This window comes from Kitasatospora sp. NPDC034533, from assembly GCF_055575155.1.
In genome coordinates, this window is the sequence record NZ_JBVITE010000049.1 from 14,567 (window position 1) to 41,291 (window position 26,725).

General features: G+C 72.1%; 28 protein-coding genes and 1 tRNA gene. 14 read left to right on the forward strand and 15 right to left on the reverse strand.

Annotated elements, in window-relative coordinates; translation table 11 throughout:
* Window positions 1-120: 120 nt before the first annotated feature.
* Window positions 121-2,145: a M3 family metallopeptidase gene (locus ACZ55U_RS27935; protein ID WP_465530222.1), complete on the forward strand. Its 2,025-nt coding sequence runs from the start codon at window positions 121-123 to the stop codon at window positions 2,143-2,145.
* On the opposite strand, the gene ACZ55U_RS27940 is transcribed toward ACZ55U_RS27935, so the two are convergent.
* Both ACZ55U_RS27940 and ACZ55U_RS27945 read right to left on the reverse strand, forming a co-directional pair.
* Window positions 2,146-3,585 (reverse strand): cellulase family glycosylhydrolase, encoded by a 1,440-nt coding sequence (locus ACZ55U_RS27940; protein WP_465530224.1) that lies wholly within the window; start codon window positions 3,583-3,585, stop codon window positions 2,146-2,148. It lies immediately after the preceding gene.
* A gap of 245 nt (window positions 3,586-3,830) precedes the next feature.
* Complete coding sequence (locus tag ACZ55U_RS27945) at window positions 3,831-4,454, reverse strand: TetR/AcrR family transcriptional regulator (RefSeq protein ID WP_465530226.1); 624 nt, start codon at window positions 4,452-4,454, stop codon at window positions 3,831-3,833.
* Between the two features lie 133 nt (window positions 4,455-4,587).
* On the opposite strand from ACZ55U_RS27945, the gene ACZ55U_RS27950 reads away from it, so the two are divergent.
* Window positions 4,588-5,814 carry an acyl-CoA dehydrogenase family protein gene (locus tag ACZ55U_RS27950; RefSeq protein ID WP_465530228.1) on the forward strand — a complete coding sequence of 409 codons (1,227 nt, stop codon included), beginning with the start codon at window positions 4,588-4,590 and terminating at the stop codon, window positions 5,812-5,814.
* Between the two features lie 52 nt (window positions 5,815-5,866).
* Here ACZ55U_RS27950 and ACZ55U_RS27955 read toward each other — a convergent pair whose 3' ends face one another.
* Both ACZ55U_RS27955 and ACZ55U_RS27960 read right to left on the reverse strand, forming a co-directional pair.
* Window positions 5,867-6,676 carry an enoyl-CoA hydratase/isomerase family protein gene (locus tag ACZ55U_RS27955; RefSeq protein ID WP_465530230.1) on the reverse strand — a complete coding sequence of 270 codons (810 nt, stop codon included), beginning with the start codon at window positions 6,674-6,676 and terminating at the stop codon, window positions 5,867-5,869.
* A gap of 35 nt (window positions 6,677-6,711) precedes the next feature.
* Window positions 6,712-7,401, reverse strand: coding sequence for a TetR family transcriptional regulator (locus tag ACZ55U_RS27960; RefSeq protein ID WP_465530232.1), 690 nt, complete (start codon window positions 7,399-7,401; stop codon window positions 6,712-6,714).
* A 152-nt stretch (window positions 7,402-7,553) separates the two neighbouring features.
* On the opposite strand from ACZ55U_RS27960, the gene ACZ55U_RS27965 reads away from it, so the two are divergent.
* Window positions 7,554-9,080: an MFS transporter gene (locus ACZ55U_RS27965; protein ID WP_465530234.1), complete on the forward strand. Its 1,527-nt coding sequence runs from the start codon at window positions 7,554-7,556 to the stop codon at window positions 9,078-9,080.
* A 422-nt stretch (window positions 9,081-9,502) separates the two neighbouring features.
* On the opposite strand, the gene ACZ55U_RS27970 is transcribed toward ACZ55U_RS27965, so the two are convergent.
* The 6 genes from ACZ55U_RS27970 to ACZ55U_RS27995 all read right to left on the reverse strand — a co-directional run bounded on the left by ACZ55U_RS27970 (window position 9,503) and on the right by ACZ55U_RS27995 (window position 12,767).
* The gene (locus tag ACZ55U_RS27970) at window positions 9,503-9,796 is read right to left on the reverse strand and encodes a DUF6087 family protein (RefSeq protein WP_465530236.1); all 294 of its coding nucleotides are present in this window, start codon (window positions 9,794-9,796) and stop codon (window positions 9,503-9,505) included.
* 40 nt (window positions 9,797-9,836) lie between these two features.
* Window positions 9,837-10,982, reverse strand: coding sequence for an ATP-grasp peptide maturase system methyltransferase (gene tgmC / locus ACZ55U_RS27975; protein WP_465530238.1), 1,146 nt, complete (start codon window positions 10,980-10,982; stop codon window positions 9,837-9,839).
* A complete protein-coding gene (tgmB, locus tag ACZ55U_RS27980; RefSeq protein WP_465530240.1) occupies window positions 10,979-11,953 on the reverse strand; it encodes an ATP-grasp ribosomal peptide maturase in 975 nt (324 codons plus the stop codon). The genes tgmC and tgmB overlap by 4 nt, the downstream gene beginning before the upstream one ends.
* The gene (gene tgmA, locus ACZ55U_RS27985) at window positions 11,950-12,201 is read right to left on the reverse strand and encodes a putative ATP-grasp-modified RiPP (protein ID WP_465530242.1); all 252 of its coding nucleotides are present in this window, start codon (window positions 12,199-12,201) and stop codon (window positions 11,950-11,952) included. The genes tgmB and tgmA overlap by 4 nt, the downstream gene beginning before the upstream one ends.
* 159 nt (window positions 12,202-12,360) lie before the next feature.
* Window positions 12,361-12,558 carry a hypothetical protein gene (locus tag ACZ55U_RS27990; RefSeq protein WP_465530244.1) on the reverse strand — a complete coding sequence of 66 codons (198 nt, stop codon included), beginning with the start codon at window positions 12,556-12,558 and terminating at the stop codon, window positions 12,361-12,363.
* Window positions 12,555-12,767, reverse strand: a complete 213-nt coding sequence (locus ACZ55U_RS27995; protein ID WP_465530246.1) for a hypothetical protein — start codon at window positions 12,765-12,767, stop codon at window positions 12,555-12,557. The genes ACZ55U_RS27990 and ACZ55U_RS27995 overlap by 4 nt, the downstream gene beginning before the upstream one ends.
* Window positions 12,768-12,994: 227 nt before the next feature.
* Here ACZ55U_RS27995 and ACZ55U_RS28000 point away from each other — a divergent pair, with 227 nt between their 5' ends.
* The 5 genes from ACZ55U_RS28000 to ACZ55U_RS28020 all read left to right on the forward strand — a co-directional run bounded on the left by ACZ55U_RS28000 (window position 12,995) and on the right by ACZ55U_RS28020 (window position 15,765).
* Entirely contained in the window at window positions 12,995-13,630 is a 636-nt protein-coding gene (locus ACZ55U_RS28000; protein WP_465530248.1) for a helix-turn-helix domain-containing protein, read from the forward strand.
* Window positions 13,533-14,207: a DNA-binding protein gene (locus tag ACZ55U_RS28005; RefSeq protein WP_465530250.1), complete on the forward strand. Its 675-nt coding sequence runs from the start codon at window positions 13,533-13,535 to the stop codon at window positions 14,205-14,207. Before ACZ55U_RS28000 ends, ACZ55U_RS28005 begins: the two co-directional genes overlap by 98 nt.
* A gap of 9 nt (window positions 14,208-14,216) precedes the next feature.
* On the forward strand, window positions 14,217-14,690 hold the full coding sequence (locus ACZ55U_RS28010) for a hypothetical protein (RefSeq protein WP_465530252.1): 474 nt from the start codon (window positions 14,217-14,219) through the stop codon (window positions 14,688-14,690).
* Window positions 14,691-14,779: 89 nt separating this feature from the next.
* Window positions 14,780-15,265 (forward strand): hypothetical protein, encoded by a 486-nt coding sequence (locus tag ACZ55U_RS28015; protein ID WP_465530254.1) that lies wholly within the window; start codon window positions 14,780-14,782, stop codon window positions 15,263-15,265.
* A 2-nt stretch (window positions 15,266-15,267) separates the two neighbouring features.
* On the forward strand, window positions 15,268-15,765 hold the full coding sequence (locus ACZ55U_RS28020) for a hypothetical protein (RefSeq protein WP_465530256.1): 498 nt from the start codon (window positions 15,268-15,270) through the stop codon (window positions 15,763-15,765).
* Window positions 15,766-16,011: 246 nt separating this feature from the next.
* Here ACZ55U_RS28020 and ACZ55U_RS28025 read toward each other — a convergent pair whose 3' ends face one another.
* A complete protein-coding gene (locus ACZ55U_RS28025) occupies window positions 16,012-16,566 on the reverse strand; it encodes a GNAT family N-acetyltransferase (RefSeq protein WP_465530258.1) in 555 nt (184 codons plus the stop codon).
* A gap of 73 nt (window positions 16,567-16,639) precedes the next feature.
* Between ACZ55U_RS28025 and ACZ55U_RS28030 the strand changes: the two genes are divergently transcribed.
* Window positions 16,640-17,248, forward strand: a complete 609-nt coding sequence (locus ACZ55U_RS28030; RefSeq protein ID WP_465530260.1) for a TetR/AcrR family transcriptional regulator — start codon at window positions 16,640-16,642, stop codon at window positions 17,246-17,248.
* 227 nt (window positions 17,249-17,475) lie between these two features.
* Here ACZ55U_RS28030 and ACZ55U_RS28035 read toward each other — a convergent pair.
* Window positions 17,476-17,551: transfer RNA gene (locus ACZ55U_RS28035), tRNA-Arg, on the reverse strand.
* Between the two features lie 660 nt (window positions 17,552-18,211).
* Here ACZ55U_RS28035 and ACZ55U_RS28040 point away from each other — a divergent pair.
* The 5 genes from ACZ55U_RS28040 (at window position 18,212) to ACZ55U_RS28060 (ending at window position 24,051) form a co-directional block, all read left to right on the forward strand.
* Window positions 18,212-18,832: a single-stranded DNA-binding protein gene (locus ACZ55U_RS28040; protein WP_465530262.1), complete on the forward strand. Its 621-nt coding sequence runs from the start codon at window positions 18,212-18,214 to the stop codon at window positions 18,830-18,832.
* Between the two features lie 353 nt (window positions 18,833-19,185).
* Window positions 19,186-20,619: a Cys-Gln thioester bond-forming surface protein gene (locus ACZ55U_RS28045; protein ID WP_465530263.1), complete on the forward strand. Its 1,434-nt coding sequence runs from the start codon at window positions 19,186-19,188 to the stop codon at window positions 20,617-20,619.
* A 479-nt stretch (window positions 20,620-21,098) separates the two neighbouring features.
* Window positions 21,099-22,763 carry an energy-dependent translational throttle protein EttA gene (gene ettA, locus ACZ55U_RS28050; RefSeq protein ID WP_465530265.1) on the forward strand — a complete coding sequence of 555 codons (1,665 nt, stop codon included), beginning with the start codon at window positions 21,099-21,101 and terminating at the stop codon, window positions 22,761-22,763.
* A 122-nt stretch (window positions 22,764-22,885) separates the two neighbouring features.
* Window positions 22,886-23,329 (forward strand): acyl-CoA thioesterase, encoded by a 444-nt coding sequence (locus ACZ55U_RS28055; protein ID WP_465530267.1) that lies wholly within the window; start codon window positions 22,886-22,888, stop codon window positions 23,327-23,329.
* A gap of 29 nt (window positions 23,330-23,358) precedes the next feature.
* Entirely contained in the window at window positions 23,359-24,051 is a 693-nt protein-coding gene (locus ACZ55U_RS28060) for a DUF8185 domain-containing protein (RefSeq protein WP_465530269.1), read from the forward strand.
* 58 nt (window positions 24,052-24,109) lie between these two features.
* On the opposite strand, the gene ACZ55U_RS28065 is transcribed toward ACZ55U_RS28060, so the two are convergent.
* From ACZ55U_RS28065 to ACZ55U_RS28075, 3 genes are all read right to left on the reverse strand, one after another.
* Window positions 24,110-24,514, reverse strand: coding sequence for a globin (locus ACZ55U_RS28065; protein WP_465530271.1), 405 nt, complete (start codon window positions 24,512-24,514; stop codon window positions 24,110-24,112).
* A gap of 107 nt (window positions 24,515-24,621) precedes the next feature.
* Window positions 24,622-25,755 (reverse strand): ABC transporter permease, encoded by a 1,134-nt coding sequence (locus ACZ55U_RS28070; RefSeq protein ID WP_465530273.1) that lies wholly within the window; start codon window positions 25,753-25,755, stop codon window positions 24,622-24,624.
* A complete protein-coding gene (locus tag ACZ55U_RS28075; RefSeq protein ID WP_465530275.1) occupies window positions 25,752-26,669 on the reverse strand; it encodes an ABC transporter ATP-binding protein in 918 nt (305 codons plus the stop codon). Before ACZ55U_RS28075 ends, ACZ55U_RS28070 begins: the two co-directional genes overlap by 4 nt.
* Between the last annotated feature and the right edge of the window lie 56 nt (window positions 26,670-26,725).

The following is a 26,725-nucleotide window of genomic DNA, read 5'->3' on the forward strand; positions in this document are numbered from 1 at the left end:
GGTTCACCACCGGGTGCGGTGGCGGTCACGGCGGCGGTCGACCGGTGGGTCCGCCGGCGGTCCACCCGCGGGTGGTAAAGCACGTGGGCAGTACGGGTGACACGGCGTAGGGTTCGCGAAATGACCGAGAACCCGTTCTTCCAGCCCAGCCGGCTGCCCTACGAGCTCCCGCCGTTCGCCGAGATCCGCGAGGAGCACTACCTGCCCGCGTACGAGCGGGGCATGGCCGAGCAGCTGGCCGAGATCGCGGCGATCACCGCCGACCCGGACCGGCCGACCTTCGAGAACACCCTGGTGGCCCTGGAGCGCTCCGGCGAGCTGCTCGCCCGGGTGGACGCGGTGTTCCGCAACCAGTCCTCCTCCGACACCACCGACGCCCTGGACGAGGTGGAGGCGAAGGTGAGCCCGCTGCTCGCCGCCCACCACGACGCGATCCACCTCGACCTCGCGCTGTTCGCCCGGATCGAGGCGCTCCACGAGGAGCGCGCCGAGCTCGGCCTGGACCCGGAGTCGCTGCGCCTGCTGGAACGCCGCTACACCGCCTTCGTGCGCTCCGGCGCCCGCCTGGGCGAGGCCGAGCAGGCCCGGCTGCGCGAGCTGAACGCCGAACTCGCCCGGCTCGGCACCACGTTCCAGCAGAACGTGAACGCCGGGACCCGGGCCGCCGCGCTGGTCCTGGACTCCGCCGAGGAGCTGGCCGGCCTGCCCGAGGACGCGATCGCCGGGGCGGCCGAGAACGCCCGGGTGCTCGGCCACCCGGGGAAGTACGTGCTGAGCGTGCGGAACACCTCCGGTCAGGCCGAGCTGGACCAGCTCACCGACCGCTCGGTGCGCGAGCGGCTGATGGCCGCCTCGCTCGGCCGGGGCATCGAGGCGAACGGCCCGCTGGCCATCCGGATGGCCGGGCTGCGCGCCGAGCGGGCCGCGCTGCTGGGGTACCCGAGCCACGCCGCGTACGTGGTGGCGGACGAGACGGCCGGCACCGTCGAGGCGGTCTCCGGGCTGCTGTCCCGGCTGGTCGGCCCGGCCGTGGCGATGGCCCGGCGGGAGGCCGAGGAGCTGGCCCGGGTGGCGGCGGCGGACGGGATCGAGGAGATCGCCGCGCACGACTGGGCGTACTACTCGGAGCAGGTCCGCCGGCGCTCCTACCAGGTGGACGCGGCGGCGCTGCGCCCGTACTTCGAGCTGGAGCGGGTGCTGCGGGACGGCGTGTTCTTCGCCGCGAACCTGGCGTACGGGCTGAGCTTCACCGAGCGGCCGGACCTGACGGCGCACCACCCGGACGCGCGGGTCTTCGAGGTGTTCGAAGAGGACGGCAGCCCGCTGGGCCTGTTCATCGGCGACTTCCACGCCCGGGCGTCCAAGCGCGGCGGGGCCTGGATGGACGCGCTGGTGGAGCAGTCCCGGCTGACGGGGAAGCGGCCGGTGGTGCTGAACAACCTCAACGTGCCGCGCCCGGCGCCCGGCGAGCCGGCGCTGCTGGACTGGGACGAGGTGCGCACGCTCTTCCACGAGTTCGGGCACGCGCTGCACGGGCTGTTCTCGGACGTGCGCTACCCGCTGTTCTCGGGCACCTCGGTGCCCCGGGACTTCGTGGAGTTCCCCTCGCAGGTCAACGAGATGTGGATGACCCGGCCCGAGGTGCTGGCCAACTACGCCCGCCACCACGAGACCGGGGAGCCGCTGCCGGCCGAGCTGGTCGAGCGGATGACGGCGGCCGAGGGCTTCGGGCAGGGTTTCCGGACGGTGGAGTACCTGGCGGCCACCCTGCTGGACTGGGCCTGGCACACCGTGCCGCGGGGCGAGGAGATCCCGGACGCCGAGGAGTTCGAGGCGCGGGCGCTCGCCGCGGCCGGGATCGCGGTGGACGCGATCCCGCCGCGCTACCGGACGGGGTACTTCCAGCACGTCTTCTCCAGCGGCTACAGCGCGGCGTACTACGCGTACATCTGGTCGGAGGTGCTGGACGCCGACACCGTGCAGTGGTTCGAGGGCAACGGGCGGCCGGTGCGGGAGAGCGGCGAGCTGTTCCGGCGCGAGCTGCTGGCCCGCGGGTTCAGCCGGGACCCGCTGGAGTCCTTCCGCGCGGTGGTCGGCCGGGCGCCGGAGACCGGGCCGCTGCTGGCCCGCCGGGGGCTGGCCTGATCACCGCAGCGTGACCGTCACGGTCGTGCCCGGGCGGGCGTGCGGCAGCCGGACGCGGACGGCGCCCGCGCGCCCGCCCGTCGGCTGGCCGACCTCGACCCGGGCGCCGGCGGGGGAGACGCTGACCCGGGCTCCGTGCGGGAACGCGGCCGGGGGCAGCAGGAGTTCGCTGTCGCGGCCGGTGCCGTCGGCGCGCCAGCGGACGGTCCGGGCGTCGGCGCGGACGTCGGTGCCGGCGACGGCCACCGGGTAGGGGCCGAAGGCGGGTTCGTCGCCGGGGGCGGGGCGCCCGGACGGGCCGAGCGCGCAGTAGCCGCCGTCGCCCCGGCACCAGTACCACATCGTCCAGCCCTCGGCGAAGCCGTCCATCGCGGCGACCTGGCGGCGGACCAGCTCGGAGTTGCCCGGGGTGCGGGAGTTCGGCGGGCCCCACTCGCCGACCAGGACGGGCAGCCGGTGGGCGGCCGGGTATCCGGTGATCGCGGCGGTGTACTGCTCCACGAAGCCGTCGGCCGGGTCCCAGTCGGCGCCGTTCTCGACGGCGGTGTCGTAGAAGTGCGGTGCGTAGCCGAGCCGGGGTGCGCCGGAGCGCGGGTCGGCGAAGCCGGGCAGCCGGGTTGGCACGCCCTGGCCGACCAGCACCGTCGGTTCCACGAACAGCCAGGCGCGGGAGTCGGCTTGGCGGACGGCGGCGATCAGACGGCGGTACATGCCGGGGAGCCGGTCCTGCTCCAGGGCGGCGGAGGCGGCGGCCAGCACGGCCGGATCGCGCGGGTCGCCGTCCACCGGGCCGAACGGCTCGTTGAACAGGTCGTAGCCCAACAGCGATCGGTGGCCGCGTAGTTCGCGGGCGAGGCGGGTGTAGAAGTCGGCCTGCCAGGAGCGCAGGTCGGGGTCGTCGTAGAGGTGGCGGAAGGCGGCCTGGACGGCGGGCTGGAAGTAGCCGGCGAACCAGTCGTCCGGGTCCGGGGTGAAGGGCAGGCCGTCGTCCCGGGTGGCCCAGGCGGGGATGCCGCCCGTGCCGCCGAGGAACTTCTGCCCGTAGACGTCCTGGTGGAAGTCGACCAGGACCAGCAGGCCCAGGTGGTCGGCCCGGTCGAGGAGCCGTTGGAGGCGGTGCAGTTCGGTGGGGTCGAGCCGGCCGCGCCGGGGTTCCAGCCTGGACCAGGAGACCGGCAGCCGGACCAGGGTGAAGCCCTGGGCGGCGAGGGAGTCGAGGTCGGCCGGCGTGGCCTCGGCGTACTTGTCGAGGTTGAAGCCGCGCAGCCGGAGGTGGCGGCCCTGGGCGTCGGTCAGGGCGGTGCGGCCGTCGGCGGCGGTGGCGGTGCCGGTGGGGAAGCGGTCCGGCGGCCCGCCGTGGGCCGAGGCCGGCGTGGCGGCGGGGGCGAGGGCGGCGGTGGCGGCGAGCAGCAGGGCGGCGGTGGTGCGGCGCAGGCGCATCGGGGACCTCGCACGGCGGGGGGTGGGGGCCCGATGATGCCCGGACCGCCGTACGCGGCACAAGAGTTGGGCGGGCGGAAGGGATCGGCCCGCGCGCGGGTCCCGACCGGCGGGGGCCCGGCGCGCGGAGGGACCGGTCGGCGCAGGGACCGGCCGGCCCAGGTCTTCGGTCGGCCCAGGTCTCGGTCGGCCCAGGTCTCGGTCGGCGCGGTCCCGGCGCGCGGAGGGGTCAGCTCGCGGAGGGGTCAGCTCGCGGAGGGCTCGGGGGCCGGGGGCAGGACGGCGGTCGGCAGGTCCGCGGCGGCGGCCAGTCGCCCCCAGAGCAGGTCGGCCAGCGCCTGCACCATCCGGGTGCGCGAGCAGGGCTTGGTCTCCAGCCACCAGTCCCCGGCGGCCAGCACCATGCCGGTGATGCCCCGGCCCCAGGCTTCGGCGAGCAGGTCGCGGTCGGCGCCGAGGTCGACCTGGCTCTGCACGGCCCGGGTGATCTCCTCGGCGATCTGCTTGAGCGCGGGGGCGAGGGCGTTGCCGGCGCCGCTCGGGTCGCCCGGCTCGGGGTGGGTGAGCAGCCGGTAGACCTGCGGGCGGGCCTCGATCCCGGCGAGGTAGGTGTCCAGCACGTGCTCGACCCGGTCGCGGCGCTCCAGCGGCTCGGCGAGGGCGGCCCGGACGGCGGCCAGCAGGCCGCTGGTGTGCCGCTCGGTCAGGGCGCGGATCAGGCCGTTCCGGTCGCCGAAGTGGCGGTAGAGGATCGGCTTGGTGATGCCGGCCTCGGCGGCGATGGCGTTCATGCTGGCGCCCGGCCCCTCGCGCTGGATGACCCGGTCGGCGGCGTTGAGCAGCTGCTCGCGGCGGGGCTCTCGGGACATGCGCTGCTCCTCGGGGTCGGGGTCGGTCCGGTCTGCCTGGGCGTTGACACCGGTTACCAATCAGTAGCAGACTCCGACGATGTTACCCCCGGTAACACCCTGGTCGGCCGCACACGTCTTCGGAGGCAGCACCATGAGCAGCACGTTCTCGCTGGACCCGGGCGCGGACCAGCTCGCCGTACGCGACTGGCTGCACGGCTTCGCCGCCGACGTGATGCGACCGGTCGCGGCCGAGTGGGACGAGCGCGAGGAGACCCCCTGGCCGATCATCCAGGAGGCCGCCAAGCTGGGCATCTACTCGCTGGACTTCTACGCCCAGCAGTTCTTCGACCCCTCCGGCGTCGGCATCCCGATCGCCATGGAGGAACTGTTCTGGGGCGACGCGGGCATCGGGCTGTCCATCGTCGGCACCACCCTGGCCGCCGTGGCGGTGCTGGCCAACGGCACCGACGAGCAGATCGGCACCTGGACCCCGCAGATGTTCGGCACCCCCGAGGACGTCAAGGTGGCCGCCTTCTGCTCCTCCGAGCCGGACGCCGGCTCCGACGTCTCGGCGCTGCGCACCCGGGCGGTCTACGACGAGGCCAAGGACGAGTGGGTGCTGAACGGCACCAAGACCTGGGCCACCAACGGCGGGATCGCCGCCGTCCACGTGGTGGTCGCCACCGTCGACCCGGAGCTGGGAGCCAAGGGCCAGGCCTCCTTCGTCGTCCCGCCGGGCACCCCGGGGCTGAGCCAGGGCCAGAAGTTCAAGAAGCACGGCATCCGCGCCTCGCACACCGCCGAGGTGGTGCTGGACGGCGTCCGGGTGCCCGGCAGCTGCCTGCTCGGCGGCAAGGAGAAGCTGGACGAGCGCCTCGCCCGGGCCCGCGAGGGCGTCAAGCGGCCCGGCGGCAAGGGCAACGCGGCGATGGCGACCTTCGAGGCCTCCCGCCCGGCCGTCGGCGCGCAGGCGATCGGCATCGCCCGGGCCGCGTACGAGGTGGCGCTGGACTACGCCAAGACCCGTGAGCAGTTCGGCCGGCCGATCATCGACAACCAGGGTGTGGCCTTCCAGCTCGCCGACATGAAGACCCGGATCGACGCGGCCCGGCTGCTGGTGTGGCGGGCCTCGTGGATGGCGGTCAACAACCAGCCGTTCACCGCGGCCGAGGGCTCGATGTCCAAGCTCTACGCGGGCGAGACCGCCAAGTACGTGACCGCGCAGGCGATGCAGATCCTCGGTGGCAACGGGTTCACCCGGGAGTACCCGGTGGAGCGGATGCACCGGGACAGCGCGATCTACTCGGTCTTCGAGGGGACCAGCGAGATCCAGCGGCTGGTGATCGCCCGGGCGATCTCGGGCATGCCGATCCGCTGAGGCCGGGCGGGCCCGACCGGCCCGGTGGGCCGCGGGCCTCAGCGGATCGGGCTCAGAAGCGGGCCGGGCGGCCCTCCAGGAAGGCGGCCAGGCCCTCGCGGACGTCCGAGCCTTCCCGGGAGCGGAGCAGCCAGGGCGCCAGGACCTCGGCCGCCCGCTCCGGCGGGGCGTCCAGCACGGCCTTGGCCGCGCCGATGGTGTGGGTCGAGCGCCGGGTCAGCAGCCGGGCGAACTCCAGGGCGGCGGCGTCCAGTTCGGCGTCCGGCAGGACGCGTTCGGCCAGGCCCAGCGGCAGCGCGTCCCGGCCGGTCACCAACTCCCCGGAGAACAGCAGGTACTTGGCCCGGGCCGGGCCGATCAGCCGGGCCAGCCGTACGGTCGGCACCGCCGAGTAGACCACGCCGAGCTTGGCCGGGGTGATCCCCAGCCGGGCGTCCTCGGCGACGAAGCGCAGGTCGCAGGCGACGGCGAGCTGGCAGCCGCCGCCCACGCAGGCGCCGTGCACCACGGCGAGGGTCGGGTGCGGGAAGGCGGCCAGCGCCTCCTCGGCGGCGACGTTGGTCGCGTGGTAGGCCTCCGCGCGCTCCGGATCGCCGTACACCTCGGAGAGTTCGGCGATGTCCGCGCCCGCGCTGAAGGTGTTGCCGGCGCCGGTGAGCAGCAGGACGCGGACGCCCTCGTGGCCGGCCAGCTGCTCCAGCACCTTGGGCAGTGCCTGCCAGATCGCCAGGGTCACCGCGTTGCGGCGGTGCGGGCGGTCGAACTCAAGGACCGCGACGCCGTCCTCGCCGACGTACGCGGCGAGGCCCTCGGCCTGCGCGGGCAGGGCGGAGCGGTCCCGCGTGAGCAGCGGCTGGTCCATGCGCACCTCCGGTCGGTCGTGGTGCGCCCACTCTCTCAGGCGGGGTTCGCGCAGTAGTCGCCGAGGCCGTTCTCGACCAGGCCGAAGGCACGCCGGGCCCGGTCGAGGGCCCCGGGCAGGGCGTCCGCGGCGCACTCTCCGGCCAGCATCCGGCGCTGGTTCTCGCTGGTCAGGGCCAGTTGGGCGGCCAGCAGCTGGGCGGCGGCGATCCGTGCGGTGAGCTCGTCGCGGGCCGGGTCCTGGGCGAGGAGTTCGGCCGACAGCAGGGACTGCGCCCGGTGGTCGAAGCCGGCGGTGGCGCGCAGCAGCAGGGCCGGGGTGTGGTGGATCAGCCGGACCACGTCCAGGACGACCTGCTGGTCGCTCAGACCGGTGGCCGGGTCGAACCGTTCGAGCGCGGACAGGTACCGCCCGCGCAGCGCCGCCACTGCCGAGGTGCCCGGGGTGCGCTCGCGCACCACCTCGGCCGGCTCGTCGAGGTGCTGCTCCATCGGGCCCATGACCAGGTCTTCCTTGGTGGGGAAGTAGTTGAAGACGGTCATCTTGGACACCTCGGCGGCGGCCGCGATCTCGGCCACCGAGACCTGGTCGAAGCCGCGCTCGGCGAACAGGGCGATGGCGGTGCGCCAGATCCGGATGCCGGTCTGGGCCTTCTTGCGCTCGCGCAGCGGGAGCGCGTCGACGTCGATGTCACGGCCGAAGTCCATGCCGGTGCGGGTCGCCATGGGGGCACTGTACCAGGATCAAACGTTGACCAGGTCGAATGGTTGGCCTGGATGAAGAATTGACCGAGTCCAAGAAGGCTGTCATGGTTGAGGCGAGCCCGCTCGACCGCACCGATCCGGGCCCGACTCCATTGACTCCGGGGGGAATTCCGATGGCATCCGTCACCCGGGGGGCCGCGCAGGCGGCGCCCGACTCGCCCGCACCCGATCCGGACGGGACCGCCCTGATGACCCCGGCCCAGTACCGGCTGGGCACGCTGCTCTGCCTGGTCACCATCGCGCTGGCGGTGCTCGACACGAACATCGTGTCGGCGGCCACCGTCCCGATCGTCCGGGACCTCGACCCCGTCCACGGCGTCGACCGGCTGCCCTGGCTGGTCAGCGCGTTCGCCCTCGCCGCCACCGCGCTGCTGCCGCTGTACGGCAGGCTCTGCGACGTGTACGGCGCCAAGCGGGTGCTGCTCGGGGCCGTCGGCACCTTCCTGCTCGGCTCGGCGCTCTGCGGCGCGGCGCGGTCGATGGACCAGCTGATCGCCTTCCGGGCGGTGCAGGGCATCGGCGGCGGCGGGCTGATGAGCGTCACCATGGTGGTCATCGCCCAGTTCAGGGGCCCGGAGGAGCGCGGCGGCGGCAAGGGCGGCGCGGCGGGCGGGATCATCGCCGGCCTCGGCATGGCGATCGGGCCGCTGATCGGCGCGCTGTTCACCGACCACCTCGGCTGGCGTTGGATCTTCTACGTCAACCTGCCGCTCGGCCTGCTGGTCCTGGTCGGTGTCGCCCTGGTGGTCAAGCTGCCGCCGACGGCCGGCCGCCGGGGCCTGGACTTCGCCGGCTCGGCCCTCGCGGCGGCCTTCTCGGTCGGGCTGCTGCTGGTCACCGAGTGGGGCGGCAAGGAGTACGCCTGGACGTCTCCGGTGATCCTGGGGCTCGCCGCCGCCACCGTGGGCGCGTTCGGCCTCTTCCTGTGGCGGCAGGCGACCGCCGCCGAGCCGGTGCTGCCGCTGTCGCTGTTCCGGATCCGCGCGGTGCGACTGGGCTTCGCCGTCCAGGGCCTGGTCGGGGTGGGCATGACCGGCTCGATCGTCTACGTGATGCTCTACCTCCAGGTCGCCCGGGACGTCGCCCCGACCTCGGCCAGCCTCCACCTGATCCCGATGGCGGCCGGGATGACCGCGGCCGGTGTGCTGGTCGGCCGGCTGACCGGGCGCGGCCACCCGGACTCGACCTTCCTGGCGCTCGGCGCGGGCTGCGCGACGCTCGCCCTCGCCCTGCTCGGCCTCCGCGGTCCGGACACCGGGCTGTGGGCGGTGCCGGCCGAACTCGCGCTGCTGGGCTGCGGCCTGGGGCAGCTGATCGGCCGGCTGGTCATCGTGGTGCAGGAGGCCGTGCCCCGCCACCGGCTGGGTGTGGCGACCACCGGGATCCGCTTCTTCCAGAGCCTCGGCAGCGCGCTCGGCGCGGCGCTGTTCGGCACCGTGCTGTCCCGGGTGTTCGAGGCGGGCGAGCCGGGGCGGCCGCTCGGCGCGGTCCGGATGCTGACCGGCGCGGCGCACGAGCACGCGGTGCGCAGCTTCACCGACGCGGTGGACGTGGTGTTCCTGTCGGCGGGCGGGGCGCTGGCGCTGGCGCTGCTGTGCGTGCTGCGCCTGCGGTCGGCCGGGACGGCGTCGGCGGTCTGACGGGCGACGGCCGGGGGCGAGTGCGCGGGGGCCGGTGGGGAACGGGGGTTCCCACCGGCCCCCGCCGCGTGTGGGGTGCGGGACCGGCCTGGGGGCGGCTCCCGCAGTCTGTCCGCCGGTGCCACGGCCTGCGGAATTGCGGGTGGTGCCCCCAGCAGGATTCGAACCTGCGACCTACCGCTTAGAAGGTATTGGCGCCTGAGCGCTGTACTCACCTGGCATTTTGCCTGGTCGCGTAACACCGATTGGAGCCTAGGCGGTTGGTCTATCCGCGATCATGAATTGGCCGAATGTCGCCCACAGTCACCAGATGCGGGATCGCCCCCTGCCTCACTGTACGGAGGAGGGGGCGATCCCTCGACTGCGGCCCCTGTGGCGGTTGCTGCGGGACCCATAGGACCTGACCAACCGCACTCTGCCGGTTAGGGCTTGCGGTGCTTCCCCGCCGGCTTCTTCGGGGGTTGGGTGGACGGCATCGGGAGAACCCCGTCGCCCTCGATGCCGTGGAGGAGGCGCTGCGCGGCCGCGTAGTTCGAGGCCACCGTCTCTGGTACCCACTGGTAGCCGTCCCAGCGGGAGACGAGCCGAGGTGCGTTCCGGTGCAGGTGGGCTGGAGCGGCCTCGTGTCCGATGGTCACGGCTTTGAGTTCGCCGGTCGGCCGACGCCGCGCACTACGTCGCGCCGCCCACTGCTCCAACGGCTCGTCCTCGTCCACCGGCTACTCCTCCGTCGCGGGCAGTCCAGACTACCGGCGGTCAGCCGGGAAGGAGCCAGCTCGGGCCACTCGGGTCTCCGATCCAGACTTGCTGGTCCTCACCGCTCACCGTGAGACCGAACTGATCCTGCGCCGGGGTGCCAGCCTTCTCCCAGCGATCGAAGGTGCGTTCCACCGCGTCCCAGAGCGGCAGCGGTCCGCGCTGGTGAACCAGCCAGCCACCCCCGGATGCCTCGGTCCATGCCTGTGAACCGGTCGCCGTGTCCAGCAGGATGACCTGTTCGCCAGCGCCCAGAAGCTCGGCGGACGGTGCAGCGAGCTGCGCGAGGAAACGGCCGGTCCAGGACCACAGGCACCTCGGGTCGAGACTGGTCGACCTGGTGACGCCCAAGTGCATGGTGAACGCCGAACGCGGTGGAGGCTGGTGCGGCCGGGCGAGCATGAACGACGTCTCCTCGCCGGTGAACCGGCCGACTGCACTGCCGTCAGACTGGAGGACGAGGTGGACCAGGCCGGACGCCTGCATCCACCCGCCGAGGCAGGTCGTGATGGTGCCCCCGGGGCGAAGCTGCCAGAGCCACGGGTACGGGATGCTGCGCACGGAACAGGTGGCGACGATCCGATCGAACTCCTGGCCGACCTGCCGGTCCTCCAGGCCGTCGCCGACAAGCAGTGTCGGGGCGTAGCCGAGGCTGTGCAGCGTCCTCGTCGCACGGGCACCGACGGCCGGATCGACCTCGATCGAAGTGACCAGATCGTCGCCAAGGCGGTGGCACAGGACCGCGGTGGAATAGCCGGTGCCGGTGCCGATCTCGCGGACCCGGTCACCGTCCCCGATGCCTGCGGCCTCCAGCATCCGCACGACGAGCGACGGGAGCGTAGACGACGATGTCGGCAGTCCGTAGACCGGACCGGTCGCGTTGCCAGCGTCGATCCCGTCGACCTGGGTCACCCACGTCTCGTTGCTGTACGCCATCGCCAGCCACTCGGCCTCGGACACCTGGTACCGGCGCAGCGGCTCGTACACCGTCACGCCCTGCTGATCCTGGCCCTGCCGGAACACGGCGTCCGAGAGGAACACGTCGCGCGGGACCTCCTCGATCGCCTTCCGCCAGGCAGGTTCGGTGAGCCCGTGCCCGGTGATGTCGTCGGCGAGCTGCCGTCGAAGCTGTGCGGTGTCGGTCATGCTGCTCCTCGCTGGAGAAGGTCCGCCAGAGCGGCGGTCATCGGCAGCCCGGTCGGGGGCTCCATCCAAGCCCACTGGCCGGAGGGGTTGCACTCGATCCACACCCAGCTGTCCTCGGCGCTCGGCGGGCCGGTGAGCGCGAAGTCGAAGGCCCCGAAGACGAGCCCGAAGTGCGCGAGGTAGGCGAACAGTGCACGTTCGACCCGATCCGGGACGGGTACCGCGGTGTAGGTGTGGGTGGAGTAGTCGACGCGCCAGTCGAGGAGGTCGCAGTCGATCCGGACGGCGAAGACCTGCCGGCCGATGACGGTGACCCGGACGTCGGCGATCTTGTCGACGCGTTGCTGGAAGAGGTGCATGGTGCCGGCCACCGAGTCGGTGATGTCGTCGACCGTGACCTCGGTGACGGGTACGGTCTGGGCGACGCCCTCGATCAGATAGGTCGGCAGGCTGATCGGCTTGTGGATCACCCGCCCCTTGACCCGGGCGAACTGGCGGGCCTCGTCGGGTTCGTTGGTGATCAGGGTCGGCGGGACCTGGAATCCACAGGCTGCGGCGGTGGCCAGGCCCGCGGGCTTGTACTCGGCATCGGCGATCTTGTTCGGGTGGTTGACGTACAGGCATCCGGGGAGGGAGACGAGGACGCCGCCGAGGCCGTAGCGGGCCTGTGCGGTGGCAACCCGGGCGTCCTGCGGGTCAAGGTGGGGGAAGGCGAACGCGGATGGCCGTCGGTAGTACAGCGACCGGATAGAGCCGAGTCCAGCGAGCCGGGACGGCGTTCGCATGCTTCCCTCCCACTCCTGCGAACCGCCGCCAATACGGGCAGTGAGCGACAGAGTGGCGGGGAAGTCACCAGCGTCGAACCGCACGACCGGGACGTCCCGGTCGTGCAGCTCGGCGATCACCAGGTCGGCGGTCGGGTCTTGCAGATTGGTAACGACCGCGACCGGTCCAGCATCAGCGGACGTCACTGGTCGGTGTCGTTCCCAGTGTCGCTATCCGCCGCGTCCCCGCCCTGCCTGTCGCCCTGCCCGGTGGTGCCGGTCGGCGGGTTCGTGCCGGACGACGTGCCGTGTCCGGGGTTCAGCATCGGAACGCCGGCCTCGTCGAAGTACTTGGCGGTCTGACTCGCCGGGTCCAGCTCAATCCGGCCGACGATGCCGCCCTCGAACGGCGGGTACGGGGCCAGCTGCCCGACGACGAATGGGGTCGGGGTCATGTGCCCCTGCGGGAGCGGGCTCCCGGTCGGGATCCGATCCGTGTAGTTGAACATCGCGCTACCTCCGGGGGTATTGGTGGTGCTGATGGTCGTACTGGTGGTGCGGGCCTTCCGGGTCTCATGTCGCCTGTAGGCCCGGAAGGAGCTGTGATTGGCCGGTCAGCCGTCGCGGTGCCGCGGACAGTTGCAGTCGGGCCAGAAGTCCAGCGACAGCTCGACCGCGGGCGTCCCGGGCTCGGGGATGACCTCGACTACCGGGGTAGCACTGTGGCGCCGGCCCTCGGCGTCGATGCAGTACGTGCTGAGCCACAACCCGCGGCGCCGGTCCTTGAGCGGGACGAAGTCGTGACTCGTCACGAGGCGCCCCCGGCTCGGGCAGCGGTGGCGATCTCGCACGGCCACCGGGTTTCGCAGCGGAGGCACATGCCGCCGGTGGAACGGTGGTCGTCCCAGAGGATCCGGGCCTGGGTGGCGTCCTGGTCCCGCTGGGGAACCGGGCGGGGCGGGCGGCGTCCGGCGCCGGGGGCAAGGCTGGGCAGGGCGACGGCGTGGCTGTATCCGGTCACGGTGCTCCAGGTCTCTCGGAGGGGTGGAGGCGGGGTGCGGCGCCTCTTCCGAGTGAGGCGCCGCCGTCGCTGCGGGAGGCCCCGGCCCGGGATACCCGGGCCGCTTCCCGCGAAGCGACATGACGCACAGTCAACTACCGGTCACCAGTCGGCGCGGAACGCTTAGCCGACATCCGCATACGGGTATGCGGCAGGCGCATACAGGTGCAACAACTGGGAGATGTCTGATGGACTGGCGGCGCGACGCCGAGGTGGCCTCACGGGATGGTGACTACGGCCGGGTGGTCGAGTTGGCCCGTCGAGCGCATCGGCTGACTCAACGTCAGCTCGGCGAGGAAATCGGATTGTCCCAGTCCGGCGTATCCCGGTTGGAGTCGCGCGGCCCTACCGGCGGGTACGACATGGAGGTACTCGGACGCGCCGCAGCCCACTTGCACATCTCCGCCAGCCTCGTAGGGCTAGCGAGCGCACCATCAGGACCAGCAGTGGAACGACGTGAATTCCTCGGCGTAGCAGCGGCAGCAGCAATGACGTCGGCCCTCGCCGCACTTCCCGCATCGCCCGACACCGGGCAATCTGCCGCATTGAGGTTGGGTACTGCGGCATACCGCCGCCTGGACAGTTCGATGCCATCTCGCGACCTCGCCGACGCCGTGCGTGGCCACATCCAGCTCATTCAGCGGGCAAGTTCCCACCGGAGACCGGGCACGGCTGGCCGCCGCCGGATCCGAGGCGGCATCGTTCGCCGCTTGGTTGGCCTGGGACATGGGCGACCACGGATCCGCCCGATCCTGGTACGGCCAGGCGATCAACGCTGCGCGCTCGGCTGGCGACGGCCTACTCGCCGCCTACCAACTGGGTAGTCTCGCCCAGTTCGAGGCGCACTCGGGGAACGGCACCCACGCACTCAGCCTCGCAGGCAGCGCCCGAAAGACACTCGCACACAATGGGCCAGCCATCGCCGACGCCTGGCTGACCTCGGTGGAGGCGCTCGGGCACGCAGCGGCCGGCGACCGTGACCGTGCCGATCAGGCGCTCACCCGTAGCCGGACCCTGGCGCTGCGCCTTGACCGACAGACCACTCCGCCGTGGCCGTGGGTTTTCGCGTTCGACGAGTCCAAGGTGGCGGCGGCCAGGGTGGCGTGTGGGGCCAGACTCGGCCTGTCGGACTGGGTACTGTCCGCCGACACTGAGGCGCTGGCCACCGGCCACGCGAAGCAGCGCGCGCTGCTGATGCTCGACCTCGCCTCCGGGCACCTCGCCGCCGGCCGTGTCGACGGTGCGTTCGCCCTCATCGACCGGGCACTCGACGTCGGGCTCACCTACCGGTCCGGCCGGATCGTAGATCGCGCCCGCGCACTCCGGCGTACCCTCACCACCACGAACGCACCTCGGGTGGTGCGGGCGTTCGACGACCGGCTACAAAACGTGTACCTGTAGGAGGACGGCATGCGACTCGGGATCACCGGACACCGGGGACTACACGGCGAGGTCGAGCAGCAGGTCCGCCACCTCCTGTCTGCCGTCGTGGATGCCCACCCAGGCCACGATCTCACCGCCGTATCCATGCTCGCGGACGGCCCCGACTCCTGGTTCGCGGACCTCGTCCTCGCCCGGGGCGGACAGCTCGATGTCGTGGTGCCTGCCGACGGCTACCGGGACGGACTGCCCGCTGATCACCACCCGGTCTACGACCGGCTGATCGGCCGAGCGTCGGACGTGCATCGCACCGGCCTCGACGCATCGACCGCCTCAGCACACATGGCCGGTAGCGAGATAGTCGTCGGCCTGTCAGATGTCCTCATCGCGGTCTGGGACGGTCGGCCGGCACGTGGGCACGGTGGAACCGCGGACGTCGTGGCCTACGCGCGACGCTGCGGCGTCCCCGTTCAGGTCCTGTGGCCCGAGGGCGCGACGAGGTAGTCGCACGTCACAGGTCAGCCACAGTCGTACGCGACCGATCAGTAGCCCGGTACCGTCACCCCCACACCACACCAGTCCCAGGGGGGACCATGCGCACCCGTACCACCGTGTCGGCCCTCGCCGTCGGCCTGGCCGCCCTCGGCCTCGCCGCGTGCTCCAGCTCCACCACATCCACCAGCAACACCAAGACGGCGGCGCCCGCCGCGAGCAGCGCGGCCGCCGCCCCGCAGACCTCGGCGGCCGCGCCCGAGGCCACGGCCCCGGCCGGGACAGCGGCGGCCGCCATCACAGTCAGCATCCCGCCGTCCCCGGACGCCGCCACTGCCGCGGCCTACATTGCTGCGCTGAAGGCAATCGACCCTGAGATCGTCGGTGACAAGCCGGACCGGGCGATCTCGCGCGGTCGTGATCAGTGCCGGTCGGTGGCTGACTCTCCCAAGGACAACTCGGGGTTGGTCGACCTGACGAACAAGCGGTTCACCTCGCCGAAGCACCCGCAGGGGTTCGGGCCCGAGAAGTCGGCTCAGATCCTCGCCGCCGTCCGCACGCACATCTGTCCGACGTACGGCACCTGAGCATGACGAAGCGCCCCCGCCCGGCCGAAGCCGAGCGGGGGCGCTTGCTACGTGGTGTCGAGGTGGGCGGTGCGGCGGTCGACGCGGTCGACAGCGTCGCGCAACGAGGCTCCGGAGTTGGGGTGGAGTTCGTGTTCGACGGTGCCGAGTCTGGTGTCGATGTTGTCGAGGCGATCACCGAGCTGGGCGAGCTGCGCCATGACTCCGGGCCGGGCGGCGACACCGGGGCGGGCGGGCGTTCCTGTCCAGTCGTCGGCGATCTCGTCCGCCCGGGCGATGAGCCGGGCGATGCCACGGACGGCCTTCCACGCGAGACCGGCGCCGGCGGCCAGCGCGACGGCGACGGCCGACCACAGGACGGCGGTGTCGATGGCGGACCCGCCGGTCTCGGTCAGGTTCGCCGGGTCGGCACCGGCAGGGAGCAGCGAGGCGGTTCCCTTGCGGCCGACGACTCGGGCGCACGCCGACTTGGCGGCCGCTCGGCGCGGTCCGGACGCTGACCGGCGCGGCGCACGAGCACGCGGTGCGCAGCTTCACCGACGCGGTGGACGTGGTGTTCCTGTCGGCGGGCGGGGCGCTGGCGCTGGCGCTGCTGTGCGTGCTGCGCCTGCGGTCGGCCGGGACGGCGTCGGCGGTCTGACGGGCGACAGCCGGGGCGAGTGCGCGGGGGCCGGTGGGGAACGGGGGTTCCCACCGGCCCCCGCCGCGTGTGGGGTGCGGGACCGGCCTGGGGGCGGCTCCCGGAGTCAGTCCCGGGAGGCGGCCGTCCACTCCGGGGCCAGGACGGCCCAGATCTCCTTGTCGTGGCGGACCCCGTGGTACGGGTACCACTCGCGCAGCACGCCGTCGCGGGTCATGCCGAGCCGCTCGGCGACGGCCCGGCTGCGGGCGTTGACGGAGGCGCACCACCACTCGGCGCGGTGCAGGCCGCGGGTGACGAAGGCGTAGTCGAGCAGCTGCCGGACGGCGGCGGTGATCAGCCCGTGGCCCTCGCCGGCCGGCTCGGTCCAGGCGCCGATCTCGCAGACGCCGGACGGGGCGTCGAAGCTCACGAACATCACGCCGCCGACCAGCGTGCCGTCCAGCCAGATGCCGTAGATCCGCTTCTGGTCGGCGGCCAGGCCGTCGGCGTAGCGCTGGAGGGTGGCGCGGGCGGAGTCCAGGTCGACCGAGAAGGTGGCCCAGGGGATCCACGGGTCGGTGTGGTCGCGGGCGCGGTCGAGGTGGGCCAGGAACTCGGGGGCCTGCCAGGGCTCCAGCGGGCGCAGTTCGGCGTTCTCGGTGAGCGGTACGGCAAACAACGGGCGGCCTTTCAGGGGTGCCGAAGCGGGCTGGTTCGTCCATAACAAACGTTTGGTATGTACGATAACCCCCATGACACCGGCCCGTGGAGACCATGACGCCCGCCGCTCGGACGTGTCCGAGGGGGTGTGGCGGGTGCTGTCCAGCCGGGGCTTCGAGGGGCTGACCCTGCGTGCGGTGGCCGCCGAACTCGGCGCCTCCACCGGGATGTTGACGCACTACTTCCCGAACAAGCGGGCACTGCTCAGCCATGCGCTGGAGGAGCTGGACCGGCGCTCGCTGGCCCGCCCCCGGCGCACCGCCCCCGCTGACGGCAGCCCGGAGCCGGTCGGACTGGCCCGGGTGCGGGCCTCGCTGCTGGACGTCCTGCCGCTGGACGGCGAGTCCGCGGCCGACAACCGGATCTGGGTCGGCTCCTGGGACCACGCGCTGGCCGATCCGGAGCTGGCGGCGGCGCACGCCGCCCGCTACGCGCGCTCGCGCACGGCGCTCACGGCGCACGTCGCGCAGGCCCAGCGCCTGGGGGAGCTCCCGGCGCGGGCCGATCCGGCCGCCCTCGCGGCGGGGGCGCAGGCCTTCGTCCTGGGGCTGGTGGTGCAGGCGCTGTTCGCCCCGGAGGAGTTTCCGGCGGAGCGGCAGGTCGAGTTGCTGGACGCCTATCTGGCCGGGCTGGCGGAGTAGGCCGGACCGGTTCGGCAGGCCGGGCGGGGTTTACCAGGGGGAGTTCGCGCGGTGATTCGCCGGGAATACCGGATGTCCCGATCAGTCGTCGCGGTCGGTCTCGCGGCACGCATTGTCACGAGTTCTGTGCGGTGAGTGCGCGGACCGGTCGCGCGGCCGGGATTACCGTGCGGACCCCGTCGGGCACGGAAAGTGTCCGCCGGCGCCACGGCCTGCGGAATTGCGGGTGGTGCCCCCAGCAGGATTCGAACCTGCGACCTACCGCTTAGAAGGCGGGTGCTCTATCCGCTGAGCTATGGGGGCGGGACTGGCAGCGCCCTGGCGGGCGCGACCGTGGGCCGGGATCGGGCTGGCGAGCGCCGGGGCGCGCACTGTCCGGCCCCGGGCCCGAGGGTGGGGGTGGTGGCCCTCGCCCTGTCGGGGACAGGATAAGGGTGTCCAGTTCCCGGGCCGGGTGCGACGACACCGCCGTTGGTGTGTCGGTTCGGTGGAGCGGTCCGATAATCGCAGGTGAAGGCCGTGAGTGCAGCGGTCTGGCAGTGTTCCGCGCCGGACGTTGTGCAGTCGTTACGGGGCTGCCGCCCCACCCGTTATGGATTCGGCACGGAGAAAGTGCCGCCCGCGGCGCGGGTGGGGGCCAAATTCGCGGTTGCGCCGGTCGGATGACGTGCGCGGACGGCCGGCGGAGCGCCTTCCCGAGCGGGTTCCGGAGCGTGTTCCGGGGTCGGTTCCGGGATGTGCCGACGGGGCGGCGAGCAGCGGGTTTGTTGTCATGGTCGCGAAGAACAGGGGGCGGAGCAGTGGCGGAAGGCTGAAATTCACCCCTGCGGGTGACAACAGTTCCACAGCCCCGAGTTATCCACAGGATTTCGGAAGTCGGTGGCCGGGATTTCTTTCCGAGTGCACGCTCAAGGCGCACCGATCGATTCCGTACGGTGCATCGGCGAGAGCGGAGGGTGTGCCGTGAGCGAGGCGCAAGTGACGGTGATCGGCAATGTCGGGTCGGAGGTGAGCTACGGCGAGACGAGTGGCGGGGTGCCGATGGCCAAGTTCCTGCTCGGCTGCACCGAGCGGCGGTACGACCGGCAGCGCGAGTGCTGGGTGGACGGCGAGACGCAGTGGCTGACGGTGACGGCCTGGCGGGCGCTGGCGGTCAATCTGATCGCCTCGCTGTCCAAGGGGGAGCCGGTGCTGGTGAGCGGTCGGCTGCGGGTGCGCGAGTGGTCCGACGGGGGAGTGAAGCGCAGCCGGGCCGAGATCGACGCCCGGTCGGTCGGACACGACCTCACCCGTGGTACCACGGCGTTCCGCTGGGCGGTGGGGGTGCGCGGGCAGTCGCCGGGCGGCGCCGGGTCGGCCGCGCCGGAGCCCGGGGCGGAGTCCGGGGGTGAGGTGGTGCCGGCGTGGATCGTCAGTGCGCTGGAGGCGCGCAGGGCCTCGGCGCCGGCCGCCGGGGCGGCTCCCGTGGCGGCTTCCGTGACGGTCCCCGCGCCGGCCTCCGCAGCAGCCGCGGCAGTCGCGGGGGAGTCGGGCGAGATGGCGGGAAAGGGGCGCGGAGGTGATGCCGAGGGTGCGCCGGCCTGACCGGTCGGTGACCTTACCTGTCGACAAATATGTTGATCGAGAAGGTCGTTGTGCCCGCGTGCGCAATCCGGCGGGATAACCGAAAACGGCCGCCGTTAATCTGGCCGACCGTCAGTTTGTGTGGGACTTGAGGGGGTTGGTAACGATCCAGATACGGAATCGTCCTGATTTCGCATGGGGGTTTCGGGGCCTCGGGGGCTCAATAGGATTCGTCTGGTTCATACCCGCAGCGGTGCCACAGGGGGCACGCGCGGAACGGCAAGTCGGCGGGCCACCACTCGGTGCGGCCCGGCCCGGAGGGATCCCAGATGTTCCAGAGGCAGGGGCGGAGTCTGTCCCGGATAACCACTGTCATGCTCACGACCAGCGTGGCGCTGGGCGGAGGCCTGTTCGCGGCCGGTGCGGCGGCCGCGGCCGGCAACCCGACCTCGGGCGTGACGGCGGAAGTCCAGAACGAGATGCTCGGCGAGAAGATCGACGTCGGGGGCCGGACCGTCAACGGCGGTCTGTTCACCCTCCAGACCAGCGCCGGCGAGAAGCTCCGGACCTACTGCATCGACTTCGACAACCCGGTCTACCTGGACAGCGGCGCCAAGTACCACGAGGCGGACTGGTCGGCGAGTTCCCTCAACAGCAACGCCAACGCGGCCAAGATCCGCTGGATCCTGGACAACTCGTACCCGCAGGCGAGCCTGGCGTCCCTGATCACGAACAGCCATGTCGACGGCCTGACCGAGGCGGACGCCGCCGCCGGCACCCAGGCCGCGATCTGGAAGTTCTCGGACAACAAGACCGCCATCCCGCAGAACGACAAGGCCAAGCGGCTGCGCGACTACCTGGTCGGCGACGCCAACAAGGGCGTCGCGGCCGAGCCGAAGCCCTCGCTGACCCTCTCCCCGGACTCGGCCTCCGGGAAGTCGGGCGGCAAGCTCGGCCCGTTCCTGCTGAACTCCAGCGCCAACGAGGTCAAGCTGACCGTCACCGGCGACGCCGCGGACAAGGTCAAGCTGCTGGACAAGGACGGCAAGCCGGTCAACGGCGGCCTGGCCGGCCCGATCGCCAAGGACACCCCGCTGTTCCTGGACGTGCCGGCCGGCACCCCGGACGGCAAGGCCGCCATCAGCGCCGCCGCCGAGGCCAACGTGCTCAGCGGCCGGGTCTTCATGAGCAAGGTGGACGCCAAGGGCCGCCACAGCCAGACCATGATCCTGGCCGGCTCCACCAAGGTGAACGTCGCCGCCGGCGCCAAGGCCACCTGGAAGCAGGGCAAGGGCGCGCTGATCGACAGCACCGCCAAGGAGGAGTGCGCCGCCGGCGGCGTGCGGGTGTCCGTCACCAACACCGGTGACGAGGCCGCCACCGTCACCGTCGGCAAGCAGCAGGTCGCCGTCCAGCCGGGCAAGACCGAGAGCGTGCTGGTCAAGGTCGAGGAGAAGAGCAGCTACGACTTCACCGTGACCGGCCCGAACGGCTACTCCAAGCAGTTCACCGGGTTCCTGGACTGCAAGGTCGGCGTGACGCCGACCCCGGCGCCGTCCGCCCCGGCCGAGACCGGCACCCCGAGCGCCACCCCGTCGGGCACTCCGAGCACCGGCGCCGCCGCGCAGCCGGCCCCGTCGACCACCAGCGCCGCGCCGGGCACCGGTGGCCTGGCCCAGACCGGTGCCAATGACTCGACCCCGATCCTCGCCGCCGTCGCCGGTGGCCTGGTCGTGGCCGGTGGCGCCGCGGTCTTCGTCCTGCGCCGTCGTGGCCGCCACGGTGGCGGCGCGACCCGGACCGCCTGAACCGTCCGGACCGCCTGAACGATCCGGACCACCTGAACCCCGGACTACCTGAACGTCCGGAACCGTCCGGACCGCCTGAACGATCCGGACCACCTGAACCCCGGACTACCTGAACGTCCGGAACCGTCCGGACCGCCTGAACGCCCGGAACCGTCCGGAACCGTCCGGAACCGTCCGAACCGCCCGGCCGGGCCCGGAGGCACCGACCTCCGAGGCCCGGCGGGCGGCCCCCGGCCCGGCTCCCCGCACCCGCTGTGGGGAGCCGGGCCGTCGGCGTTCGCGGGGCCGGGAGGCGCCGGCCGGAGGCGGTCCGGCGAGGGGATCGGCGGGAGGTCCGGCGCGGGCGCGCCCGCGCCGGACGGCGGGCGGCCGCGGATACCCCCGTGGGGTCACCCGGGCGATTCGGGCCTCCGGGCCGGGTGCGGCACAATGGAAGGCTGCAAGCCGAATTACTCCCGACGACGCCGGAGCGATCTCACGTGGCGGAATACATCTACACGATGCGCAAGGTGCGCAAGGCTCACGGAGACAAGGTCATCCTTGACGACGTGACGCTCAGCTTCCTCCCCGGAGCGAAGATCGGCGTCGTGGGCCCCAACGGTGCCGGTAAGTCCACCGTGCTCAAGATGATGGCCGGCCTGGAGCAGCCCTCCAACGGCGACGCCTTCCTCTCGCCCGGCTTCACCGTCGGCATGCTGCTCCAGGAGCCGCCGCTCGACGAGACCAAGACGGTCCTGGAGAACGTCCAGGACGGCGTCAAGGAGATCAAGGGGAAGCTCGACCGCTTCAACGAGATCGCCGAGCTGATGGCGACCGACTACTCGGACGCCCTGCTGGAGGAGATGGGCAAGCTCCAGGAGGAGCTGGACCACGCCGAGGCCTGGGACCTGGACGCCCAGCTGGAGCAGGCCATGGACGCCCTGGGCTGCCCGCCCGGCGACTGGGCGGTCACCAAGCTCTCCGGTGGCGAGAAGCGCCGCGTGGCGCTCTGCAAGCTGCTGCTGGAGGCCCCCGACCTGCTGCTGCTCGACGAGCCCACCAACCACCTGGACGCCGAGTCGGTGAACTGGCTGGAGCAGCACCTGGAGAAGTACAAGGGCACCGTCGTGGCCGTCACCCACGACCGGTACTTCCTGGACAACGTCGCCGAGTGGATCCTGGAGCTCGACCGCGGCCGCGCCTACCCGTACGAGGGCAACTACTCCACCTACCTGGAGACCAAGCAGTCCCGTCTCAAGGTCGAGGGACAGAAGGACGCCAAGCGCGCCAAGCGGCTCAAGGAAGAGCTGGAGTGGGTCCGCTCCAACGCCAAGGGCCGCCAGGCCAAGTCCAAGGCCCGCCTCGCCCGTTACGAGGAGATGGCGGCCGAGGCCGACAAGATGCGGAAGCTGGACTTCGAGGAGATCCAGATCCCGCCGGGCCCGCGCCTGGGCAACGTCGTCATCGAGGTCGAGAACCTCAACAAGGCCTTCGGCGAGAAGGTCCTGATCGACGACCTGAGCTTCACCCTGCCGCGCAACGGCATCGTCGGCATCATCGGCCCGAACGGCGCCGGCAAGACCACCCTGTTCAAGATGCTCCAGGACCTGGAGACCCCGGACAGCGGCACGGTCAAGGTCGGCGAGACCGTCAAGATCAGCTACGTCGACCAGACCCGCTCCAACATCGACCCGAAGAAGACCCTCTGGGAGGTCGTCTCCGACGGTCTGGACTGGATCAACGTCGGCCAGGTCGAGATGCCGTCCCGCGCCTACGTCTCCGCGTTCGGCTTCAAGGGCCCGGACCAGCAGAAGCCGGCCGGCGTGCTCTCCGGCGGTGAGCGCAACCGCCTGAACCTCGCGCTCACCCTCAAGCAGGGCGGCAACCTGCTGCTCCTCGACGAGCCCACCAACGACCTCGACGTCGAGACGCTCTCCTCGCTGGAGAACGCCCTGCTGGAGTTCCCGGGCTGCGCCGTGGTCATCTCCCACGACCGCTGGTTCCTGGACCGGGTGGCCACCCACATCCTCGCCTACGAGGGCGACAGCAAGTGGTTCTGGTTCGAGGGCAACTTCGAGTCCTACGAGAAGAACAAGGTCGAGCGGCTCGGCGCCGACGCCGCCCGCCCGCACCGGGCCACCTACAAGAAGCTGACCCGAGGCTGACACCCAGCCGTCACGACGGCCCGGCAGACTGCCCTCCGGGGCGGCCTGCCGGGCCGCGGCCCGTCGCCACCGTCCGCCGCCGGCGGACGGCGGCGGGTGACCGGACACCGAGGAGAACTCCCGTGGCTCGCCACATCTACGCCTGCCCGCTGCGCTGGTCCGACATGGACGCCTTCGGGCACGTCAACAACGTGGTCTTCCTGCGCTACCTGGAGGAGGCCCGGATCGACTTCATGTTCACCCAGGCCGCCGCGGCCGGCGCCGGGGAGTTCGCGGGCGGCTCGGTGGTGGCCCGCCACGAGATCGACTACAAGCGCCCGCTGGTGCACCGGCCCGAGCCGGTCACCATCGAGACCTGGGTGACGAGGATCGGCGGCGCCTCGCTGACCGTCTCGTACGAGATCAAGGACGTCGACGAGGAGAGCCGGGACATCGTGTACGTCCGGGCGACCACCGTGGTCGTCCCCTACGACCTGGCCGAGGGCCGGCCGCGCCGGATCTCGCCGGTGGAGCGGGAGTTCCTGAGCCGCTTCCTGGACGACGAGCCCGTCCCCGCCGCCGTCTGACCGCACCCGACGATTCGAGCTGAGCCGCGTTGACCACCACCGCCCGCCTCGTCCTGACCGACACCGGGGAGGCCGCCGACCTCTCCGCCTTCCTGCTGCGCCTGCTGCGCTTCGACAGGGCGGCGGCCGTCCGGCTCCAGGCGGTGGGCCCGGGCGGCGGGGACGGCGTGCTGGCGGTCTTCGGGCGGCTGCCGCTGGGCGACTCCGGCGTGCTGGCGATCCGCACGGCCCGGCTGAGCGGGCTGGACGAGGCGGTGGACCTGACCGTCTCCGCGGGTCAGTTGCTGGACGGCGTGGACGCCGAGTCGGGCGCCGTCGCGCTGCCCGCGCCGGTGACCGGTCCGGCCTGGGCCGGGCTGCTGCCGCCGCGGACCGGCTGGCGGCCGGTCGGCGCCCCGCCGGCGGCCGAGGTGTACCGCGAACTGATGGCGGCGGTGGGGGAGTTCCGCGAGCGCAGCGAGGCCGTCCCGGCGCACCACCGCACCCGCGCGGTGCTGGACCGGCTGGCGGACGAGGTGTGGTCGCGCCCCGTCTCCGTGCTGCCGGAGCTGCCGCTGCGCGCGGTGCACGCCGCGTACCGGATCGGTTTCCTGAGCCCTGAGGCCCCGCTGACCGTGCACCGCGCGGGCGGCTGGCTGCGGCTGAGCGCCCCGGCGGGCTCGGTGGCGGTGCGCACCGCGGCCGCGCCGGGCGCGGGGCTCGGGCTCAGCCCGGTCCGGTAGGCCCTCCGACAGGCCCTCCGACAGCCCCTCCGACAGGACCTTCGGCCCGGAGGGCGGCTCAGCCGGGGGTGTTGATCATCGAGGCGGCGGCGTAGGTCAGGTACTCCAGCAACTGCCGTTCGTGCTCGGCCGGCAGCTCCAGGCTCGCCACGGCCGCCCGCATGTGGGTGAGCCAGGCGTCGTGCGCGGCCTTGTCGACCTTGAACGGCGCGTGCCGCATCCGCAGCCGCGGGTGGCCGCGGTGGTCGCTGTAGGTGCGGGGGCCGCCCCAGTACTGCATGAGGAAGAGCGCCATCCGCTCCTCGGCCGGTCCGAGGTCCTCCTCGGGGTACATCGGCCGCAGCAACTCGTCCTCGGCGATGCCTTCGTAGAACCGGCGGGCCAGCCGCCGGAAGGTCGGCTCACCGCCGACCTGGTCGTAGAAGGTCTCCTCGCTCAACGTGCCTCGCCGGATCTCTCTCACCCGACCATGGTCGCAGACGCCGACGGGGTCGTACACCGGGACCAAAGGCGTACGACCCCGTGGGGACGGTCCGGCCGGCGTCGGTCGGGGACGCCGGCCGCGGACGGTCAGTCCTCCCAGCGGAAGAGCTTCCAGGAGATGCCGGTCAGCACGGCCGCGAAGAGCAGCAGGCCGCCCATGGTCGGCAGGGCGTCCATGACGCCGCCGCCGCGGGTGAGCACCGACTGGGCGGACTCGACCAGGTAGTGCAGCGGCATGACCTGGGAGATGCCCTTCAGCCAGCCCGGGGCGCCGTCCAGCGGGAAGAACGAGCCGGACAGGAAGGACATCGGCAGGACGATGATCTGCGAGATGCCGTTGGCCGCCTCCTCGGTCTTGGCGACCGAGCCGGCCAGCAGGCCGATCGACATGAAGGCGAGCGTCGCGCAGGCGACCAGCGGGATGACCAGCCACCAGTCGCCGCTGAGCTTGAGCCCGAAGAAGCTCGTCGCGACGACCAGGAAGACGGCGGTCTGGAGGAAGGCCGTCAGCAGCGAGACCAGGATCCGGGAGCTGACCACGGTGCCGGCGTTGATCGGGGCCAGCCGCAGCCGGCGCAGCACCTTGGACTTGCGCCAGTTGACCAGGGTCAGTGCGGCACCGAACACCGCGCCGGTGGCGACGGCCCAGCCGAGCAGACCGGGGGTGAGGAACTGGATCGGCTTGAGCGACTTGTCCTCGACCTGCTGGGAGTCCAGCACGAAGGCCGGCTTCTGGCCGGTGGCCGCCTGGTTGGCGTTCTGGACCACCGAGTCGAGGATGCCCTGGAGCGCGCCGGCGCGGACCTGGTCGGCGGCGGTGTAGCGCAGCTCGACCCTGCCGTCCGGGCCCTGCTTGATCAGCGCGTCGTAGTCGCCCTTGCGGACCTTCTCCAGCGTGGCGGCCTCGTCGTCGGTCCTCGTGATGGTGAGGACCTTCTCCAGCCCGGCCCGCTCGTCGCCCTGGATCGAGTCGAACAGCTTCACCGCGCCGACCTGCGCCACCTTGGCGTGGGGGCTGCCGGAGCCCTTGGAGACGGTGCCGAAGAAGACCAGGAAGACCAGCGGGAAGAGCAGGATGAAGAAGGTCGCGGTGCGGTCGCGCTTCATCCCGAGCAGCATGGCGCGGGACAGGCTCCAGAACGCGCTGACCCGCTCCCGCTCGCCGGCGTCCGGGCCGCCCGGCGTGGCGGCCCGCGGCTCGGTGGGGGTGGTGGCGGTCATGCGCGGAACTCCCGTCCGGTGAGCTGGAGGAAGACGTCCTCCAGGGTGGCGCCGCGCACTTCCAGGCCGCGCAGCGCGTTCTGCTCGGCCAGGACGCTGAGCACCGGGGCCGGAAGGCGGGTGGAGACGGAGAGCGAGACGGTGTCGTCCTCCAGGGTGGCGATGTCCGCGCCGGCGGCGGTCAGCAGCTCGCGGGCCCGGTCGAGCGGGAGCTGGCCGGAGGCGATGCTGATCCGGACGGTGTCGTCGATCTCGCGGATCAGTGCCGCCGGGGCGCCGGTGTGCAGGATCTTGCCGTGGTCCATGATCGAGACCCGGTCGCAGAGCACCTCGGCCTCGTCGAGGTAGTGGGTGGTCAGCACGACCGTGCGGCCCTCGGCGTTGATGTCCCGCAGCAGGTCCCAGAGGTTGCGCCGGGACTGCGGGTCCAGGCCGGTGGTCGGCTCGTCCAGGAAGACGAGCTCCGGGTCGTGGGCCAGTGCGCAGGCGATCGACAGGCGCTGGGCCTGGCCGCCGGACATCCGGTCGGTCAGCGTCTCGGCCTTGTCGGAGAGGCCGACCCGCTCCAGCATCGCATCGGCCCGCTTGGGGCCGACCCCGTAGAACGACGCGAAGGTGCGGATGGTCTCCCGGGCCGTCAGTTTCCGGAAGAAAGCGGAGGCCTGGAACTGCACGCCGATTCGCGGCAGCAGTTTCGGATTGCGCGGCCAGGGCGCCATGCCGAGCAGTTCGATCCGGCCTTCGTCCGGTTTGCGGACGCCCTCCAGGATCTCCATCGTGGTGGTCTTCCCGGCGCCGTTGGGGCCCAGGATCCCGTAGAACTCGCCGGCCTCGACGGTGAAGGACACCCCGTCGACGGCCTGCACATCCCCGTACCGCTGGCGGATGCCGTCAGCGGATATAGCAGCAGTCATGTGGCCTGAGCCTAGGGGCTGCGAAGGCTCTTGTGCACATCGGAGACGGCGAATTT

Excerpts from the sequence above, each read along its gene's own strand:
- ACZ55U_RS27935 (WP_465530222.1), top strand. The coding sequence starts at position 121 with ATGACCGAGAACCCGTTCTTCCAGCCCAGCCGGCTGCCCTACGAGCTC.
- ACZ55U_RS27940 (WP_465530224.1), bottom strand. The coding sequence starts at position 3,585 with ATGCGCCTGCGCCGCACCACCGCCGCCCTGCTGCTCGCCGCCACCGCC.
- ACZ55U_RS27945 (WP_465530226.1), bottom strand. The coding sequence starts at position 4,454 with ATGTCCCGAGAGCCCCGCCGCGAGCAGCTGCTCAACGCCGCCGACCGG.
- ACZ55U_RS27950 (WP_465530228.1), top strand. The coding sequence starts at position 4,588 with ATGAGCAGCACGTTCTCGCTGGACCCGGGCGCGGACCAGCTCGCCGTA.
- ACZ55U_RS27955 (WP_465530230.1), bottom strand. The coding sequence starts at position 6,676 with ATGGACCAGCCGCTGCTCACGCGGGACCGCTCCGCCCTGCCCGCGCAG.
- ACZ55U_RS27960 (WP_465530232.1), bottom strand. The coding sequence starts at position 7,401 with ATGGCGACCCGCACCGGCATGGACTTCGGCCGTGACATCGACGTCGAC.
- ACZ55U_RS27965 (WP_465530234.1), top strand. The coding sequence starts at position 7,554 with ATGGCATCCGTCACCCGGGGGGCCGCGCAGGCGGCGCCCGACTCGCCC.
- tgmC (WP_465530238.1), bottom strand. The coding sequence starts at position 10,982 with ATGACCGACACCGCACAGCTTCGACGGCAGCTCGCCGACGACATCACC.
- tgmA (WP_465530242.1), bottom strand. The coding sequence starts at position 12,201 with ATGACCCCGACCCCATTCGTCGTCGGGCAGCTGGCCCCGTACCCGCCG.
- ACZ55U_RS28000 (WP_465530248.1), top strand. The coding sequence starts at position 12,995 with ATGGACTGGCGGCGCGACGCCGAGGTGGCCTCACGGGATGGTGACTAC.
- ACZ55U_RS28005 (WP_465530250.1), top strand. The coding sequence starts at position 13,533 with ATGGGCGACCACGGATCCGCCCGATCCTGGTACGGCCAGGCGATCAAC.
- ACZ55U_RS28010 (WP_465530252.1), top strand. The coding sequence starts at position 14,217 with ATGCGACTCGGGATCACCGGACACCGGGGACTACACGGCGAGGTCGAG.
- ACZ55U_RS28015 (WP_465530254.1), top strand. The coding sequence starts at position 14,780 with ATGCGCACCCGTACCACCGTGTCGGCCCTCGCCGTCGGCCTGGCCGCC.
- ACZ55U_RS28020 (WP_465530256.1), top strand. The coding sequence starts at position 15,268 with ATGACGAAGCGCCCCCGCCCGGCCGAAGCCGAGCGGGGGCGCTTGCTA.
- ACZ55U_RS28030 (WP_465530260.1), top strand. The coding sequence starts at position 16,640 with ATGACACCGGCCCGTGGAGACCATGACGCCCGCCGCTCGGACGTGTCC.
- ACZ55U_RS28045 (WP_465530263.1), top strand. The coding sequence starts at position 19,186 with ATGCTCACGACCAGCGTGGCGCTGGGCGGAGGCCTGTTCGCGGCCGGT.
- ACZ55U_RS28070 (WP_465530273.1), bottom strand. The coding sequence starts at position 25,755 with ATGACCGCCACCACCCCCACCGAGCCGCGGGCCGCCACGCCGGGCGGC.
- ACZ55U_RS28075 (WP_465530275.1), bottom strand. The coding sequence starts at position 26,669 with ATGACTGCTGCTATATCCGCTGACGGCATCCGCCAGCGGTACGGGGAT.